The sequence below is a fragment of the Streptomyces sp. CC228A genome (genome assembly GCF_021390935.1).
Lineage (GTDB): Bacteria > Actinomycetota > Actinomycetes > Streptomycetales > Streptomycetaceae > Streptomyces.
In genome coordinates this window covers 355,738-371,767 of sequence record NZ_JAJPUI010000006.1, presented here as the reverse complement: position 1 = coordinate 371,767, position 16,030 = coordinate 355,738, and the positions used below count along the sequence as shown (strand labels likewise).

At 71.6% G+C, this 16,030-nt stretch carries 17 protein-coding genes and 1 riboswitch; of the genes, 8 read left to right on the top strand and 9 right to left on the bottom strand.

Annotated elements, in window-relative coordinates; genetic code table 11:
• Positions 1–16 precede the first annotated feature (16 nt).
• The 3 genes from L6E17_RS19535 (at position 17) to L6E17_RS19525 (ending at position 1,605) form a co-directional block, all read left to right on the top strand.
• Complete coding sequence (locus L6E17_RS19535) at positions 17–412, top strand: hypothetical protein (protein WP_236242029.1); 396 nt, start codon at positions 17–19, stop codon at positions 410–412.
• A gap of 131 nt (positions 413–543) precedes the next feature.
• Positions 544–726: a hypothetical protein gene (locus L6E17_RS19530; RefSeq protein ID WP_236242028.1), complete on the top strand. Its 183-nt coding sequence runs from the start codon at positions 544–546 to the stop codon at positions 724–726.
• 237 nt (positions 727–963) lie between these two features.
• Positions 964–1,605, top strand: coding sequence for a LysE family transporter (locus L6E17_RS19525; RefSeq protein WP_236242027.1), 642 nt, complete (start codon positions 964–966; stop codon positions 1,603–1,605).
• 85 nt (positions 1,606–1,690) lie between these two features.
• On the opposite strand, the gene L6E17_RS19520 is transcribed toward L6E17_RS19525, so the two are convergent.
• The 5 genes from L6E17_RS19520 to L6E17_RS19500 form a co-directional block, all read right to left on the bottom strand.
• Positions 1,691–2,143 carry a GNAT family N-acetyltransferase gene (locus L6E17_RS19520; protein ID WP_236242026.1) on the bottom strand — a complete coding sequence of 151 codons (453 nt, stop codon included), beginning with the start codon at positions 2,141–2,143 and terminating at the stop codon, positions 1,691–1,693.
• Between the two features lie 219 nt (positions 2,144–2,362).
• On the bottom strand, positions 2,363–2,842 hold the full coding sequence (locus tag L6E17_RS19515; protein WP_236242025.1) for an NUDIX domain-containing protein: 480 nt from the start codon (positions 2,840–2,842) through the stop codon (positions 2,363–2,365).
• Between the two features lie 61 nt (positions 2,843–2,903).
• Positions 2,904–3,797, bottom strand: a complete 894-nt coding sequence (locus L6E17_RS19510; protein ID WP_236242024.1) for a LysR family transcriptional regulator — start codon at positions 3,795–3,797, stop codon at positions 2,904–2,906.
• Positions 3,798–4,044: 247 nt separating this feature from the next.
• Entirely contained in the window at positions 4,045–5,181 is a 1,137-nt protein-coding gene (locus L6E17_RS19505) for a cystathionine gamma-lyase (RefSeq protein ID WP_236242023.1), read from the bottom strand.
• 5 nt (positions 5,182–5,186) lie between these two features.
• Positions 5,187–5,567, bottom strand: a complete 381-nt coding sequence (locus L6E17_RS19500; protein WP_236242022.1) for a phage holin family protein — start codon at positions 5,565–5,567, stop codon at positions 5,187–5,189.
• A gap of 54 nt (positions 5,568–5,621) precedes the next feature.
• Here L6E17_RS19500 and L6E17_RS19495 point away from each other — a divergent pair, with 54 nt between their 5' ends.
• The 4 genes from L6E17_RS19495 to L6E17_RS19480 all read left to right on the top strand — a co-directional run bounded on the left by L6E17_RS19495 (position 5,622) and on the right by L6E17_RS19480 (position 7,945).
• Positions 5,622–5,939 (top strand): cupin domain-containing protein, encoded by a 318-nt coding sequence (locus L6E17_RS19495; protein WP_236242021.1) that lies wholly within the window; start codon positions 5,622–5,624, stop codon positions 5,937–5,939.
• Positions 5,940–6,214: 275 nt separating this feature from the next.
• Positions 6,215–6,451: a DUF5326 family protein gene (locus L6E17_RS19490; RefSeq protein ID WP_236242135.1), complete on the top strand. Its 237-nt coding sequence runs from the start codon at positions 6,215–6,217 to the stop codon at positions 6,449–6,451.
• Between the two features lie 173 nt (positions 6,452–6,624).
• Positions 6,625–7,395 carry an IclR family transcriptional regulator gene (locus L6E17_RS19485; RefSeq protein ID WP_236242020.1) on the top strand — a complete coding sequence of 257 codons (771 nt, stop codon included), beginning with the start codon at positions 6,625–6,627 and terminating at the stop codon, positions 7,393–7,395.
• Between the two features lie 115 nt (positions 7,396–7,510).
• Entirely contained in the window at positions 7,511–7,945 is a 435-nt protein-coding gene (locus tag L6E17_RS19480; protein WP_236242019.1) for an SsgA family sporulation/cell division regulator, read from the top strand.
• A gap of 258 nt (positions 7,946–8,203) precedes the next feature.
• Here the strand turns inward: L6E17_RS19480 and L6E17_RS19475 are convergent, their stop codons facing one another.
• On the bottom strand, positions 8,204–9,637 hold the full coding sequence (locus L6E17_RS19475; RefSeq protein ID WP_236242018.1) for a YibE/F family protein: 1,434 nt from the start codon (positions 9,635–9,637) through the stop codon (positions 8,204–8,206).
• Positions 9,638–9,708: 71 nt separating this feature from the next.
• Positions 9,709–9,842, top strand: a riboswitch (TPP riboswitch).
• Here L6E17_RS19475 and thiC point away from each other — a divergent pair.
• On the top strand, positions 9,836–11,623 hold the full coding sequence (gene thiC, locus L6E17_RS19470; protein ID WP_236242017.1) for a phosphomethylpyrimidine synthase ThiC: 1,788 nt from the start codon (positions 9,836–9,838) through the stop codon (positions 11,621–11,623). (Overlaps the previous riboswitch by 7 nt.)
• Before the next feature lie 498 nt (positions 11,624–12,121).
• Here the strand turns inward: thiC and L6E17_RS19465 are convergent, their stop codons facing one another.
• From L6E17_RS19465 to L6E17_RS19455, 3 genes are all read right to left on the bottom strand, one after another.
• On the bottom strand, positions 12,122–12,922 hold the full coding sequence (locus L6E17_RS19465) for a hypothetical protein (protein WP_236242016.1): 801 nt from the start codon (positions 12,920–12,922) through the stop codon (positions 12,122–12,124).
• A gap of 129 nt (positions 12,923–13,051) precedes the next feature.
• Positions 13,052–14,197: a metallophosphoesterase gene (locus tag L6E17_RS19460; protein WP_236242015.1), complete on the bottom strand. Its 1,146-nt coding sequence runs from the start codon at positions 14,195–14,197 to the stop codon at positions 13,052–13,054.
• A gap of 457 nt (positions 14,198–14,654) precedes the next feature.
• Positions 14,655–15,770 (bottom strand): LacI family DNA-binding transcriptional regulator, encoded by a 1,116-nt coding sequence (locus tag L6E17_RS19455; protein WP_236242014.1) that lies wholly within the window; start codon positions 15,768–15,770, stop codon positions 14,655–14,657.
• Positions 15,771–16,030: the final 260 nt, after the last annotated feature.

Below are 16,030 nucleotides of genomic sequence, written 5' to 3'. Positions count from 1 at the left end.
TTGGCATCATCTCGGCATGGCCCCAGTTCTTCCCCGCACTGTCCGAGCCGTCGACACCGCTCAGCTCCTGGACCTGGCCCAGGAGGCCGCCATGCACAGCTTCAGCCAGCGACTCCCGGTCGACTGGCTCCGGGAGCACCTCGCCGCAGATGCGACGCACTACCTGTTCCCGACGATCGTGCAGCGGCTCACGCACCGCCCTGAGACGCCGCTGCAGTGGCGGTGCCAGCAACTGCTGACCGTCAACACCGGCGAACAGGTCTGGGGTCTCCTCGATGTCCTTCCCGACACCTTCGACAAGATCCCGGAGACCTTGGACACGGCGTCCCAGAAGGACATCGTCAGCCGCATCGAGCGAGCAGTGAAGGTGCGCGAGTGGATGGAACGAATGGGTGTCGAAGCAGGTTCGTGATGTCCCTGGGTAGCGGTGCAGCCTGCTGGACAGTCTGAGGAAATGACACCGATCTGAGACAGCCGGCGGCCGACACGTCGTGAGACTGAAGAGGAACGTCCAGCTCACAGCGTCGGCGCATGACACCGAAAGTGAGAACCTACATTCTGGGACGCCTGGTGTCGGTCGTGGTGTTCCAGGGCCGGCACGTCGTCAGGCGGGCTTCCCGATGTAGGTGGCGCGCGGACGTCGACACGGCGGTCCTCGGGCACGGCGATCCGGTCGTCCTCGACGCGGCCGGCGCCCTGCGGGGAGCGGTCGCCGCGCCGAGGTGACGAGGGCCTTCTTCGCGGCGTGGGCTCAGTCGAGTTGCTGGGCCAGTGCGACGACGCCTCTGGGGCCGTGCAGGTGGCGGAGGCGGTAAATGGGTTGCCCCATGAGTGGGCGGTCCCCAGGATGCCGCCCATGAAGACGATCCTCGGTTCGCCGGCTCTGCTGTCCCCTTCTGGCGCCTCCGCGTACATCCGGCAGCAGCAGTCGGGCCTCTGTCGGAGTGCGGTATTCATGGTCTTGTGATGGGCGCGCTGATCGCCGGCCTTGTGGCGGGGTACGGCATCGCCGTACCGGTCGGGGCCGTCGGGGCTTACCTGGTGTCGCTCACCGCGCGGGCGGGGCTGAAGGCGGGGCTGTCCGCTGCGCTCGGGGTGGCGGCGGCCGACGGACTGTACGCGCTGGTGGCCGCGGCAGGCGGCGCCGCCCTCGTGCCGGTTCTCCAGCCGGTGCTGCTGCCCCTGCGCTGGGTGGCCGCCCTCGTCCTGGTCGGGCTGGCCGTACGGAGCGGGATGACCGCGATCCGCCAGTACCTGCTCGTGCAGGCGCAGGGCGGCCGCGCCGAGGAGGGCGGGGCGGCCGTGAGCGGAGGCCGTGCCTTCTTCGGCTTCCTGGGGATCACCTTGATGAACCCCGCGACCATCGTCTACTTCGCCGCCCTTGTGCTCGGCGGTCAGGCGGTGTCCGATCCCACCGTCCTGGAGCAGGTGCTGTTCGTCGGCGGCGCCTTTGCTGCCTCCGCCAGCTGGCAGTTGCTGCTGGCCGGCGGGGGAGCGCTCCTCGGCAGGGCGCTCACCGGCCGGCGGGGCCGCCTGGCCACGGGCCTCACGTCCAGCACGGTCATCGTGGCGCTGGCCCTGCACCTCCTGGTCACCGCGGGCTGAGCACTGCGGCACGGCCCTGCAGGGCCTCTGTTTCACGTGAAACATTGCCCAGCCCCTCGGGCGTCCCCGTCGTCCCCCCGTGGTGTCACAGGGTGAGCTTGAAGCCGACATGGGAGGCGACGAAGCCCAGCCGTTCGTAAAAGCGGTGGGCGTCGGTGCGGGAAGCGTCGGACGTGAGCTGGACGAGATGCACACCCTGCCGGCGTGACTCCGCGATGGCCCACTCGATCAGCTGGGTGCCCAGACCGCTGCCGCGCGCGTCTGCGTGGACGCGTACCGCCTCGATGAGCGACCGCGTGGCGCCGCGTCGGGACAGCCCCGGCACGATCGTCAGGTGCAGGGTGCCGATCACCTGGGCGTCGCGGACCGCGACCACGAGCTGCTGGTGCGGGTCGGCGGCCACGCGCGCGAAGGCGGACAGGTACGGGGAGAGGTCGTCCGGTGTCTCCCGCTGAGCGCCCAGGGGGTCGTCCGCCAGCATCGCCACGATGGCGGGCACATCGGCGGTGGTGGCCTTGCGTATCTCAAGATCGCTCATGGCTGTGACGTTACTGGTCGCCGAGGAGGGGGGCGCCTTTCGGGAGCTCCGGCCGGCAGGCAGCCGCTCGCCGCCGCGGGCGCGGTCGCGATCTGTGGGCGTGCCCGCGGGAGGAGCAAGGCCGACCGGGGCGGGTGTGTGCGAGGGGGCGGCAGCTCAGCCGAGGGCGGGTGCGGGCAGGTCGGCCGGGGGCGGTGTGCGTGTGAGGGGGGCGGCAGGTCAGCCCAGGTCGGGTGCGTGCATGGCGCGGACGCCCTCGATGTTGCCGTCGAGGTAGTGCCGCAACGACAGGGGCACCAGGTGGACCCCGGCGATGCCGACCCGCGTGAATGGCACGCGGACGATCTCGTACTCACCGATCGGCTCGTCGACCTCGGGGCCATGGCGTTGCCCGGGGTCCATGGACTCCAGGCGGCAGACGAAGAAGTGCTGCACCTTCACTCCGGAGACCCCGCCGTTCTCGATGTGCTCGACGGTGTCCACGAAGCACGGCACCACATCCGTGATCTTCGCGCCGAGCTCCTCGTGGACCTCCCGGTGAAGGGCGTCCACGACGGTGGCGTCCCCCGGCTCCACACCGCCGCCCGGAGTCAGCCAGTAAGGATCCATCCCGGGCTTCGTCCGCTTGATGAGGACGAGGTCGTCCCCGTCGAGCAGGATGGCGCGTGCGGTGCGTTTGACCACTGGACGTTCGGTCATGGCTTCACCATCGCCCGCCTCGGACCGTCTGAAACGCGGCAGCGGATCCCACCACTCCGTGTCACCAGTCGGCGGCTGCCTGCAGCAGCAGGTTCTGGGCCCGCGCGATGTGCGTGTGGGAGGGCGTCCCGGCCCGTACCACGAGGAAGTACGTGCGCAGCGGCGGCACGGGCGGCTGGAGCAGCGCCACCAGGGTGCCGGCGGCCAGCGCCTCCTCGCAGAGGTAGCGCGGCAGCACGGCCAGCCCGGCGCCGAAGGACGCGGCCTCCAGGACGGCCCGCAGGTCGGGGACCACGACCGTGGCCGTCGCCGTGGGTTTGGACTCGAAGACGGCGGCCCAGTAGCGGCTGACGAACGGCAGGGACTCGTGCACCTCGATCACCGGGAGCCGGTCGAGCAGGGCGGCACCCCGGCTCGGCAGTGCCTCGGTGGCCGGCCGGGCCCAGCGCGGTGACGCCACGAGCACATGCTCCTCGTCGCACAGCGGGGTCGCGGTCAGCAGCCCTCCGCGCGGCCGGGCGGTGGCGATCGCGAGGTCGTGGCGGCCGGCCGCCAACCCGTCCAGGCTCTCCTCTGCGGCGCCGAAGAGGGACGCGCGCATCATGAGACCCTCCGACACGAGGGGCGCGAGCGCGGGTAATGCCCGCAGGGAGAGGAACTCGGGCGGTCCCGCCAGGTGGAGCGTCCGCGCCCCGACCCGTCCGTGCAGCCCCGCCTCCGTGATCTCCACGAGGGCGTCCAGGTGCGGCGCCGCCCGGTGCGCCAGCTCGTCGCCGATGGTCGTCGGGGTGACGCCGCGCGCCCGGCGCAGGAACAGAGGGCGCCCCAACTGCCGCTCAAGCGAGCGGATCTGACTGGTGACTGCCGGTTGGGACAACCCGAGGAGGGCGGCGGCACGGGTGAAGGAGCCGGCCCGGTGCACCGTGACGAAGGTCCGCAGCAGGCTCAGATCCATCTCCCGCCCCACCCCTCCCTTCACTGCCCGGACGCGCCGCGGTCGTCGTCCGCGTCCTCGAAGGACGCCGTGTCCCAAGAGTCGTACAAGCCGTAACTATAAATATGTCGATAGGTCGCTGTCGTCGGTGTGATTGGACACTGACGTAGGGTCAACTAGCCTGGTTCGGAAGCGGCACAGGCAGACAAAGCAGGACGGTCCGAGCCACGAGGGGGGAGGCTCGGACCGTCCGTTCTGCGTACGCTCCCTACTGCGCCGCTGCCGCCTCCAAGGCGTGCAGCACGTCGGCCAGCAGGTCCTCCGGATCCTCGGCTCCCACCGAGAAGCGGATGAACCCCTCGGGCACGTCGTCACCGCCCCACCGGCCGCGCCGCTCGGCTGTCGACCGCACGCCACCGAAGCTCGTGGCGTCGTCGACCAGCCGCAGCGCCTCCAGGAACCGTTCCGCGCGCTGCCGGTCCGGCAGCGTGAACGACACCACGGAGCCGAAGCGCCGCATCTGACCTGCGGCGACCGCGTACGACGGGTCCCCGGGCAGTCCCGGGTACCGCAGACCCGCCACGTCGGACCGCTCCGCCAGCGCCGCGGCCAGCGCCAGGGCGTTCGCGCACTGACGCTCCACACGCAGGTGGAGGGTGGCCAGGGACCGGTGCGCCAGCCAGGCCTCCATGGGCCCGGGGATCGCCCCGACGACCTTGCGCCAGCGCCGTACGGCCGCAGCGAGCCCCGCGTCCCGGCAGGTGACGTGGCCGAGCAGGACGTCGCCGTGCCCGGTCAGGCCCTTGGTGCCGCTCGCCACGGAGAAGTCGGCGCCCAGCTCCAGCGGCCGCTGGCCGAAGGGGGTGGCGAGCGTGTTGTCGACGGCGACCAGCGTGCCCTGGCTGTGGGCCGCCTTCACCAACCGCCGTACGTCGCACACGTCGAGCCCCGGGTTGGACGGCGTCTCGATCCACAGCAGGCGCGCCCCCTCCAGGACGTCCAGCTGGGCGTCGCCACCCGTCGGAGCGGTCCGCACCTCGATGCCGTACGCCTCCAGCTGCTCGCGCAGCAGGGCCAGGGCCTGGTAGCCGTCGCTCGGCAGGACCACCACGTCACCGGATCTGAGCTGCGAGAACAGCACGCCGGAGAGGGCGGCCATCCCGGAGGCGAAGACCACCGTCTCGACTGCCGAGCCCGGATCCGGAGCCTCCAGCTCCGCGATGGCGCGCTCCAGGTGGGTCCACGTCGGGTTCTCGTCCCGCCCGTAGGTGTACGGGCCGGTGGGTTCGCCGGGCAGGTGGTAGTGCGCGGCGAAGACCGGCCCGGGGAGCGCTGCGGCGTACTTCTCGGGTTCCGGCAGCCCGGCCCGCACGGCTCTGGTGCCGTCGCCCCAGTCGTGCGCCATGGCGGTCAGTCCCTGCCGTCGGGGAGGACGACGTTCAGCGCCCACGACACGACCGAGATGACCAGGCCGCCCAGGACGGCGGTCCAGAAGCCCTCGACGTGGAAGGCGAGGTCGAGCTTCTCCGCGAGCCACGAGGTGAGCAGCAGCATGAGGGCGTTCACGACCAGCGTGAACAGCCCGAGTGTCAGGATGAACAGCGGCATGGTCAGCAGCTGCACGATCGGCTTGACGAGGGTGTTCACCACACCGAACAGCAGCGCCACGAGAAGCAGCGTGAGCGCCTGTCGGCTGGTGTCGTCCCCGGTCAGCGTGATGTCGTCCAGCAGCCAGATCGCGACCGCCAGTGCGCCGGCGTTCGCGAGCGTCTTGACGAGGAAATTCAACATGTGTCTGATCGTGGCAGACCCGATCGGTACAAGGCAGGGGCGAGGGCGAACGGTATGAAGGCATTCCGACTGGACGAGCTGGAGGCGGAGCGCGTTGCGAACAACGGTGCGTACCTGCAGTTCCTGCGCGAGCGGACCATGTCGGTCGGGCTGTACGCGTTGGACGCGGGGGACTTGGACCCGCAGCAGCCGCACAAGGAGGACGAGGTCTACTTCGTCGTGAGTGGCCGCGCCTCCATCACGGTGGGCGCGGAGACACAGACGGTCGGACGGGGCAGCGTGGTGTTCGTCCCGGCCGGCGTGCCGCACAAGTTCCACCACATCACCGAGGACCTGCGGGTGATGGTGGTGTTCTCGCCACCCGAGGGCTGACCGCCCGGGCCCGGGAGGGCGACGGCAGCCCGGTCCCCACGGCAGCCGCAGCACCCCGGGCTCCTTCGGGAGCACGACGGCAGCCCCGTCCCGTCGGGGCGGCGCGAACGGCGGCCCGCGCCCCTGGGGGTGCGGGCGCACCGGGTCTCCCTAGGGGAAGGCTCAGGGGACTTCAAGGGATGCCAGACCCCCGCGGGCGCGGTCGCCCCGCCTAGCATCGAGAGCGTCGAAGCAGTGAAGCGGCGGATGAAGGAGTGTGACCGGCGATGGCGGCGATCAAGGAACTGCTCGCGGGGCTTCCCTGGTGGGTGAAGTGGGTGGCGATACCGGTCATCGCGGTGGCCGTCTTCGGCGGAATGATCACGTCCGCGGTCTTCTTCGTGGTGGGTCTGCTCTTCAAGGTGCTGCTCTTCGTGGCCCTGGTCGGCGGACTGATCTACGTCGTACGGAAGTTCACCGGGACATCGTCGTCCTCGTCTTCGTCCTCTCCGTCGTCGCGCTCGGAGTGGTGAGGCCGCCGCTCCGTTAGCCCGGCCGGGGGAACGCCCCCGGCGGAACCCACCCCCGAACGGAGGCTGCCATTAGAGTGGCAGCGCTTCCGCGGCCCTTGGAATCAGGGGCAGAGTGAACGCCTGACCAGCGGTTTGTATGACTACCGCTGTGGGCGAATGCCTGGGGGTGACCTATGGTCATGGCTTCGACTTCCGCTGCCCCGACGCTGATCGGCTCCGTGCAGCGGGCACTGAGACTTCTGGAGGCCGCGGGGTCCCATCCCGGAGGGGCTCCGGCCAAGCAACTGGCGCGCGAGACGGGCCTGGCCCTCCCGACGGCGTACCACCTGCTGCGCACCCTGGCGCACGAGGGCTACCTCCTGCGCGACAAGGGCGTGTTCATGCTCGGGGAGTCGGCACGGCGGCTGGCCGATGCCGGAGCCCTGCAGAATCGTCGCAGCAAGATCAAGAACTCCTTAGCGGACTGGCGGGACGCCATCGGCGTACCCGTCTACTTCGCCGTCTACCGGGACGGCGAGATCCAGCTCGTCGCCGTGTCCGACACCCCCGCGGCGCCCGCCGTCGACGAGTGGGCCGACTTCCGCGAGACCGGCCATGCGCATGCAATCGGCCAGTGCCTGCTGGGCCAGCTCGACAAGCCCTCCCGCGAGGACCACCTCGACCGCTACCCCGTTCAGGCGATCACGCCGTATACGGTGCGTGACCGCCGGGCGCTCCTGGAGCGGCTGAGCCGGCGGCCTCCGACGCGGCCGTTCATCGAACGCCAGGAGTACGCGCTCGGCACCGTCTGCGCGGCCATTCCGATCACCGCGGGCGACACCGCAGCGGCGATGGCCATTTCTCTCCCCCTCCACGAGGAGCACCGACTGCTTCCCGCGGTCGAACAACTACGCAATGAGATCGGAAAGCTCCTAGGTGCGGTCGCGCTCTCTATCAGTATCTGAAAAATCACTCCTTGTGATCTGAGGGCGGGTGCAGGACCATTGCGGCACGAGGGCCAGGAGCGATCAATCCTGGCCGTTTTCACACCATGGCTTACACGGCACCAGCGGGGTACAGATGCGCGAGTCGGTTCAGGCCGAAGTCCTGATGAGCTTCGTCGTCTCGGAGGAGCTGTCCTTCAGGATCCCGGTCGAGCTCCGGTATGAGGGAAAGGATCCGTTCGCGGTCCGGATGACGTTCCACCTGCCCGGAGACGCCCCGGTGACCTGGGTGTTCGGGCGGGAGCTGCTCCTGGACGGCGTCAACACCCCCAGCGGTGAGGGTGATGTGCGGATCGAACCGGCCGACGCCGGTGACGAGCTGTCGGATGTACTGATCCGGTTGTGCGTGGGCGCCGACCAGGCCGTGTTCCGGGCGAGCGCCCCGCCCCTGATCGCGTTCCTGGACCGCACCGACAGGCTGGTGCCGCTGGGGCAGGAGACCACGCTGGGTGACCTCGGAGGTGATCTGGAGGCCGCGCTCGGCCGCATCCTCGCGGAGAACGCGGGCTGAGCCGGCCGCTCCGCCCGTACGCCACCTTGCCCGCACGGCACCTGTCCGGGCGGGCTGCCGCCGCCGTACGCTCGCGGCCGTGCCGCCGTGGGCCGTAGCGCCGCTGCCGTACAGCGCCGCCGCCGTACAGCGCCGCAGCGGCAGGCGCCGCAGCAGAACGGGGACACCGCAGTACAGGGACACCGCAGTACGGGCACACAGCAGTACGGCACACCGCCGTGAGGCGACGCGAGGCCGGCCGGCGCGGGCGGGCGCCGGTCAGCGCTTCCGGCGACGCCCGCGCCCGCTCCTCGCCGCGGGAGCCCCGCCCCCGCCCTCGCCCGCCGGCGGCCGGTCGGCCGACACGACCAGAGCGGCCAGCCCCGTGGTCACCGGTACGGACGCCACCAGGCCGATCGAGCCGACCAGCGTCCGTACGATCTCCTGGGCGACCAGCTCGCTGTTGGCGACCGTGCCCACGCTGCTCTGGGCGATGGAGAACAGCAGGAGCAGCGGCAGGGCCGCGCCCGCGTACGCGAGGACCAGCGTGTTCACGACCGACGCGATGTGGTCCCGCCCGATCCGGATCCCCGCCCGGTACAGCGCCCGCGGCCCCATCCTCGGGTCCGCCTGGTGCAGTTCCCACACCGCTGACGTCTGCGTCACGGTCACATCGTCGAGCACGCCCAGGGAACCGATGATGACCCCGGCCAGCAGCAGACCCGACATGTCGATGCCGGGGTACAGGCCGTGGATCAGCCCCGTGTAGTCGTCGGTGTTGCCGGTCAGGCTCGCCCAGCCGATGAACAGCGAACCGAGCAGTCCGATCAGCAGCAGCGAGATGAGCGTGCCCAGCACCGCCACCGAGGTGCGCGCGCTGAGTCCGTGGCTCAGGTACAGCGCGATCAGCATGATGGCGCTCGCCCCGACCACCGCCACCACCAGCGGGTTCGAACCCTGCAGGATCGCCGGCAGGATGAAGAACGTCAGGAAGAGGAAGCTCGTTCCCAGCGCGACGAGCGCCATCACCCCGCGCAGCCGCCCGACCGCGACCACGGCCAGGGCGAAGATCACGGCCAGCAGTGCGAGCGGGAACTTCCGGTCGACGTCCGTCACCGAGTACTGGAGCTCCTCCGGGGCGTCGGGGGCGTACGCCACGACGACGCCCTGGCCCTCCTCCAACTGGCGGGGCGCGTCGGGCTGCACGACCTCCGTGAACGTACGGCCCTGGTGGGGGCCGGTCGTCACCTCGATGGTGGCGCGCTTGCACTGGCCCTGCTGGGCCCGGACCGCCTCCCTCCCCTCCGGGGTGCTGGTGTCGCCGGTCGGCGGCACCTGGGCCACGTTCACGTCCTTGCAGTCGACCTCTTCGACCTGGACGACCCTGCCCTGCTCGGTCTGCCGGTCGAAGCCGACGCCGCTGCGTTCGTGCGCCGGGGCGCCGCCCGGCCACAGGGCGACGAGGCCCACCAGGACGGCGGTGGCGAAAGGAATCAGCACGGCTGCGATGACCTTGCGCAGGTGCTGCGAGACGGGCGCTGCGGGGCCGTGGGCGTGCGTGTGGACATGCGCGAGCGCGTCGCCGCCGTGTCCCCGGCCGTCGTCGTGGGCGTGCCGGGATCCCGGGCCGCGGCCCTGGTGGGGGCCGTGATCCGGGTCCTGGTCGGGGCCCTGGTGCGGGTCGTGCTCCGGGTGCTGGTGCGAGGAAGTCACCGACCGATCATCGCAAGAACGCCAGGGGCCCCCTGTTCAGCATGGCCGGAAGGGCGCTAGCGTGGTGGCACCTTTGCACACGCGGGAGCTCGGAGCACCGGGCTGAGAGGGCGCTGACCTCCGTAGATCCGTACGGGAAGAGCTGCGCCGACCGCCGAACCTGTTACCGGGTAATGCCGGCGTAGGGAGTAGGTCAGGATGACCGTTCAGGACGCACGCACGCCTGCCTCCAGCAGCTCCAGCACCGAGGAGAGCGGGAAGTCCATCGGCTGGCACAAGGGCTACGTCGAGGGTTCGCGCCCCGACATCCGGGTGCCGGTCCGGAAGGTGCACCTCACCAACGGCAAGGACGTCACGCTGTACGACACGTCCGGGCCGTACACCGATCCGCAGATCGAGACCGACGTACGCCGCGGACTGCCACCCCTCAGGGAGAACTGGATCATCGCCCGCGGCGACACCGAGGAGTACGCGGGCCGACCGGTCCGCCCCGAGGACGACGGCATCAAGCACACCTCGCCGCGCGGCGGGCTGCGCAACCTCGACGCCGTCTTCCCGGGCCGCCCCAGGCAGCCCCGGCGGGGCCGCGAGGGGCAGCCGGTGACCCAGCTGGCGTACGCGCGCCGCGGTGAGATCACGCCGGAGATGGAGTTCGTCGCGGTACGCGAGAACGTCTCCGCCGAGGTCGTGCGAGAGGAGATCGCGGCCGGCCGGGCGGTGCTCCCGGCCAACGTCAACCACCCGGAGATCGAGCCGATGATCATCGGCAAGCGGTTCCTGGTGAAGGTCAACGCCAACATCGGCAACTCGGCCGTCACCTCCTCCATCGAGGAGGAGGTGGAGAAGATGACCTGGGCGACCCGCTGGGGCGCCGACACGGTCATGGACCTGTCCACCGGGCGCAACATCCACACCACGCGCGAGTGGGTGCTGCGCAACTCCCCCGTGCCGATCGGGACCGTGCCGCTGTACCAGGCGCTGGAGAAGGTGGACGGCAAGGCCGAGGAGCTGACCTGGGAGATCTACAAGGACACGGTCATCGAGCAGGCCGAGCAGGGCGTGGACTACATGACGGTCCACGCCGGCGTGCTCCTGCCATACGTGCCGCTGACGGCGCGTCGGAAGACCGGCATCGTGTCGCGCGGCGGCTCGATCATGGCCGCGTGGTGCCTGGCGCACCACAAGGAGAACTTCCTCTACACCCACTTCGAGGAGCTCTGCGAGATCCTCGCGCGGTACGACGTCACCTACTCGCTGGGCGACGGGCTGCGGCCGGGATCGATCGCGGACGCCAACGACGCCGCGCAGTTCGCGGAGCTCAAGACGCTCGGGGAACTCAACCGGATCGCGAAGCGTTACGACGTGCAGACCATGATCGAGGGCCCGGGACACGTCCCGATGCACAAGATCAAGGAGAACATCGACCTGCAGCAGGAGATCTGCGATGAGGCTCCGTTCTATACGCTCGGCCCGCTGACGACGGACGTCGCTCCGGCGTACGACCACATCACGTCCGGTATCGGCGCCGCGATGATCGCCTGGTGGGGCACGGCGATGCTCTGCTACGTGACGCCCAAGGAGCACCTCGGCCTGCCCAACCGCGACGACGTGAAGACGGGTGTCATCACGTACAAGATCGCGGCTCACGCGGCGGACGTGGCCAAGGGCCACCCCGGCGCACAGGAGTGGGACGACGCGCTGTCGGACGCGCGGTTCGAGTTCCGCTGGGAGGACCAGTTCAACCTGGCGCTCGACCCGGACACGGCACGCGAGTTCCACGACGAGACCCTGCCGGCCGAACCCGCGAAGACGGCGCACTTCTGCTCGATGTGCGGGCCGAAGTTCTGCTCCATGAAGATCTCGCAGGACATCCGCCGCGAGCACGGCGGCGACCTGAAGGCGGACGAGATCGAGGCCGGGATGGCGGAGAAGTCGCGGGAGTTCGCGGAAGCGGGCAACCGCGTGTACCTGCCGATCGCGGACTGAGGCCGCCGGCCGGCGCCCGCAGCCGGTCGCCCCAGAGCCGGCCGGCGGGACGGTGTCCCCGCGGTCGGTTGGCGGACCGTCTCCGCGGCCGGTCAGCCGGTCATCCGCTCAGCCGGCGGCGCCCGGCGTCGGTCGGGCGCGGACGCCGTCCCACCGGCCCGGGCGCCGTGCGCCCGGGCGCGGGTGGCGTTCTGCTCTGCCGTGCGGCGGCTTCTGCCGCCGTGGCCGGGCGGGCGGGCGGAGCGGCGGACTGGCGTGGCGGAGGCGTGCGGTCGGCCTGCGCTGGTCACAGCCGGTCGGGCTGACGATGCCCGGCGTCAGTCGGCCCCGGCGCCGTCCGACCGGCCCCGGCGCGGGAGGGGTCCGCTCGGCGGCGTGGCGGCTTCTGCCGCCGTGGCCGGGCGGCTGTACCGGCGGACCGGTGTGCTGGCGGACAGGCGTGCGGTCGGCCTGCGGCGACGTGCGGCGACGTGCGGTCGGTGGGTGTCCCGGTGCGGGTCAGTCGGGTCTCGGGCCCGGGCCCGTCGGTTCCCGCTCGGCCGGCCGCTGGGCGCGGGGTTCGCCGGACGCGGGGTCGCGGCTCGCGGGGTCCGCTTCGGGGATGGGCGCGCGGTCCGGGCAATGGCCCGCTTCGAGGGCGGGGCGCGGCGGGCACGGCGGTGCCGGTTCGGCGAGGACGTCCCGGAGGAACGGGAGGATGCCCCGCTCCAGCAGGGCGTTCCGCCACGCCTCGCGGGCGCGGGCCGTCTCGTCGAGCGGGCCGTGCCCCGCCCCCGAGGCCGCCGTGACCTCGTTGGCGCGGTTCCGCAGGGCCGTGACCAGGATGCCCACGATGGCCGCGCCCAGCCCCGCGGCGGCGACGGCCGCGAAGAACCAGCCCGCGCCGAGAAGCGGAGCCGCCACGTCCGGGGGCGGGTCCAGCATTTTCAGGACGTACCCCACCAGCAGCAGGACGACCGCCGCCGACCCCGAGAGGATCGGTGCGAGCACGGTCACGACGACACCGAGGCCCGCGCCGGGCATGGCCCCGTCGGCCGGAGCGCACGGGGCGGGTGCGGCGACCGCCCCGTGCCGTCTGCGGTGCTCCTCACGGACCCGTACGAAGTGGTCGTACTCGGCCGCGGCCGCGGTGCTGATGACCGCTGCGGCGTCCAGGGCCATGGCGCGGAGCTGCCCGGCCGTGAGGCGGTGACCGGTCCCGGCCAGGGCCGGGTGGTCCTGCGCGGTGCGCAGGACGGCGTCGAGCAGTCGCTCGAAGTCGGCGCGATCCTCCGGCAGCAGGTGCGGAGCTCTTTTCACAGGCGATCCCCCGAGACTCCCGTGGGGCGTGGAACGCCCGCGTAGAACGGCAGTTGGGCACGCCGATCGTAGAGCCGCCACGGTGAGCCGTGACAGTGGGTTTGCGGAAATCGCCTGGGGCGGATGCGCTCAGTCAGGCAGCGGGAGCTCTTGGACGAGAAGCTTTCTCGCCATGGTGACGCCGCCGTCCATGGCGATGGCCAGCCCGTCGGCGTACACGTGCGGGCCCTCCACCACGGGCCCGCTGCTCTCGTCGGGGCCGTCCTCGGTGCCGACCTCTCCGAGCAGGTACGGGATGGGGCTGTGGCCGTGCACCACGCGCTGCCCGCCGTACGCCTCCAGCAGTTCGCGCACCGCCGCGGCGCCGCCCTCGTCGCGGAACGCGAACCGCTTGGTGAACTTGCGGAACAGGTCCCAGCACTCGTCCGCGTCGTTGCGGGTGAGGATCTCGTGGACGGTGTCGTTGACGTCCTCGACGGTCTGGCCGTACTCCAGGTAGGCGGTGGTGTCCGAGTGCAGGAGGAGGTGGTCGTCCTGGACGGTGACCGCGTCGAGGCGGGACATCCACTGGAGGTGGACGTCCTGGAGGCGGTCCATGTCGCTCTTCTGGCCGCCGTTGAGCAGCCACGCCGCCTGGAAGGTGGCGGTCCCGGCGCCGGAGTTGACGGGGGTGTCGGCGAACCGCTTGGCGCCGAGCAGCAGCAGTTCGTGATTGCCCATCAGGGCCTTGCAGTAGCCGCCCGCCGCGGCCGCCTCCGCGGACAGCCGCATCACGAGGTCGATGACCCCGATGCCGTCGGGGCCCCGGTCGGTGAAGTCGCCGAGGAACCACAACCGGGCCGTGCCGGCCGCCCAGTGGCCCTCTGCGTCGATGAGGCCCCGCTCGCGCAGGGAGACGAGCAGCTCGTCGAGGTAGCCGTGCACGTCGCCGACCACGTACAGCGGGCCGGGGGTGTGGCCGCCGGGCGCCGCCGCCGGGGCGGTCGCGGGGACCGGCGGGACGGTCATGGGGACCTGGACGGTGTCACCGCGGTTGATGACCGGCAGATCGCGCTCCGTGGGGGTGTACCCGTCGGGGTAGGCGCCCTCGGGGAGGGCGTTGCCGGGGTGGCCGCTCTCCGCGGTGGCCGGGTCCGGCAGGCCCGCTGCGGCGGGCGGCTGCGGAGGAGGAGGCGCGCCGTGCTCCTGCACGGGCACCTGGGCGTACGGGGGTACGCGGAAGTCGCGCAACGTCGCTGTCCGCACCACGGGTCCCTGACCGGCCCCCTGAGTCATCGACCCCTCCACCACCGTCGCGACGCCCTACACCTCGCGGACCGGCCTGGTCGCGGCGGCCCGCGGTGTCGTGCGCCCATCATAGGAATGAGGCTTGTGCTGTGTGACGCACCAGGGGTGGTGAATCAAGGTGCACGCCTGCTTCACCGGCTGTTTCGCCCGAATTGAGCAGGTCTTGGCCGGGGGTTCAGGTCCGGACCGGGGCGGCGGGGCGCCGACCGGCTCCCCTCCTGGCTTGCCCCGGGGCCCTCGCCGGCACGCGTGCCCCTTTCGCCGGGTCTGCGACCGGTGCGTCCCGCGGACGCGTAAACCGTTCCCCCGGCCTGGTGCAGCCGGTGCCCCGTGCGGACGCGTACCCGTCCGCGCCCGGCCGAGGGGGTCCCCGGCCGGACGTCCCCGCCTCGCCCCGCCCGCGTGCGCGGGCCGCTCCGCCGGGTGCCCCTGGCGGGGCGGCTCGTCACTCCGGCCGGGGCGACCGGGGCGGGCTGACCGTCGTGCGGGGAGGCCGCCGCTGCGACGACGTCCGGACGATCAGCTCCGTCGGTATCACCTGCTGGATCGGCCAGTCGCCGTCGAGCCCCTCGATGGCGTCGATCAGCAGCTGGACGACCGCCGTGCCGATCCGGCGCGGCTTCAGCGAGAGCGTGGTGATGGGCGGCTCGGTGGCGGCGTACACGGCCGACTCGCTGCAGCAGACCAGCAGCAGGTCGTCCGGGACCCGCAGTCCGTACCGCCGCGCCGCCGCCAGCAGGTCCGTGCCGTTGGGGTCGAACAGTCCGTAGACCGCGTCCGGCCGGTCGGGCCGGGCCAGCAGCCGGTCGGCGGCGACCGCGCCGGCGCACGGGTCGTGGGCCGGGTACGACTCGTACACGGGATCCTGCCCGACGCGTTCGCACCAGGTCAGGTAGGCGGTCGTCGACAGCCGGGTGTACGTGTCTGTGGAGGTGCCGGTGAGCAGGCCGATCCTGCGGGCGCCGGCCTCGGCCAGGTGGTCCAGCAGGCCCAGGACGGCGGCCTCGTGGTCGTTGTCGACCCAGGCCGTGACCGGCAGGGTGCCCGCGGGCCGGCCGTCGGAGACGACGGGCAGCCCTTGCCGGACCAGCTCGGCCACGACGGGGTCGTGGTCGGAGGGGTCGATGACCACGGTGCCGTCCAGTGCCACGTTCGACCAGACGTCGGCGGGGCTGCGGCGCGAGGTCGCGGGCAGGATCACCAGGGCGTAGCCGCGGGCCAGGGCGGCGGAGGTGGCCGCTCTGGCCATCTCCGCGAAGTAGGCGAACTCGGTGAAGGTGAAAGGTTCATCCCCGTACGTCGTGACGGTCAGGCCGATGAGGCCCGACTTGCCGGTACGGAGGGTGCGTGCGGCCGCGGAAGGGCGGTAGCCGAGCCGGTCGGCGACCTCGCGCACGTGGCGACGGGTGGCGTCGGGGAGTCTGCCCTTGCCGTTGAGCGCGTCGGAGACAGTCGTGATGGAGACGCCCGCCGCGGCGGCCACGTCCCGGATGCCCGCGCGCCCCTGCCGGCTTCCCCGGGTCTGTGCCCGGCTCACCTGGTGCTTCCCTGCTGCTGTCATGGCGAGCCGATAGTAGGGGGACGGCGGGTGGCTGGGACGGTCGCATATTCACTCGTTGACAGGCACGTTTCTGCAAGGCCGGGTGATGCCAACCGTATGGAATCGCAAGTCAGTTGCGGGGTCTGCGGGCATGCCGCCCGTCGTCGGCGCGCATGTGCCAGGGCTCTGGACGAGGTTTCGAAGAGCCTGCAACTCACCTCTACGGGGGATGCGCGCCACGGCGCAAGCCACCGGCGCTCGCCGCATCCGCGCGCGCTCCC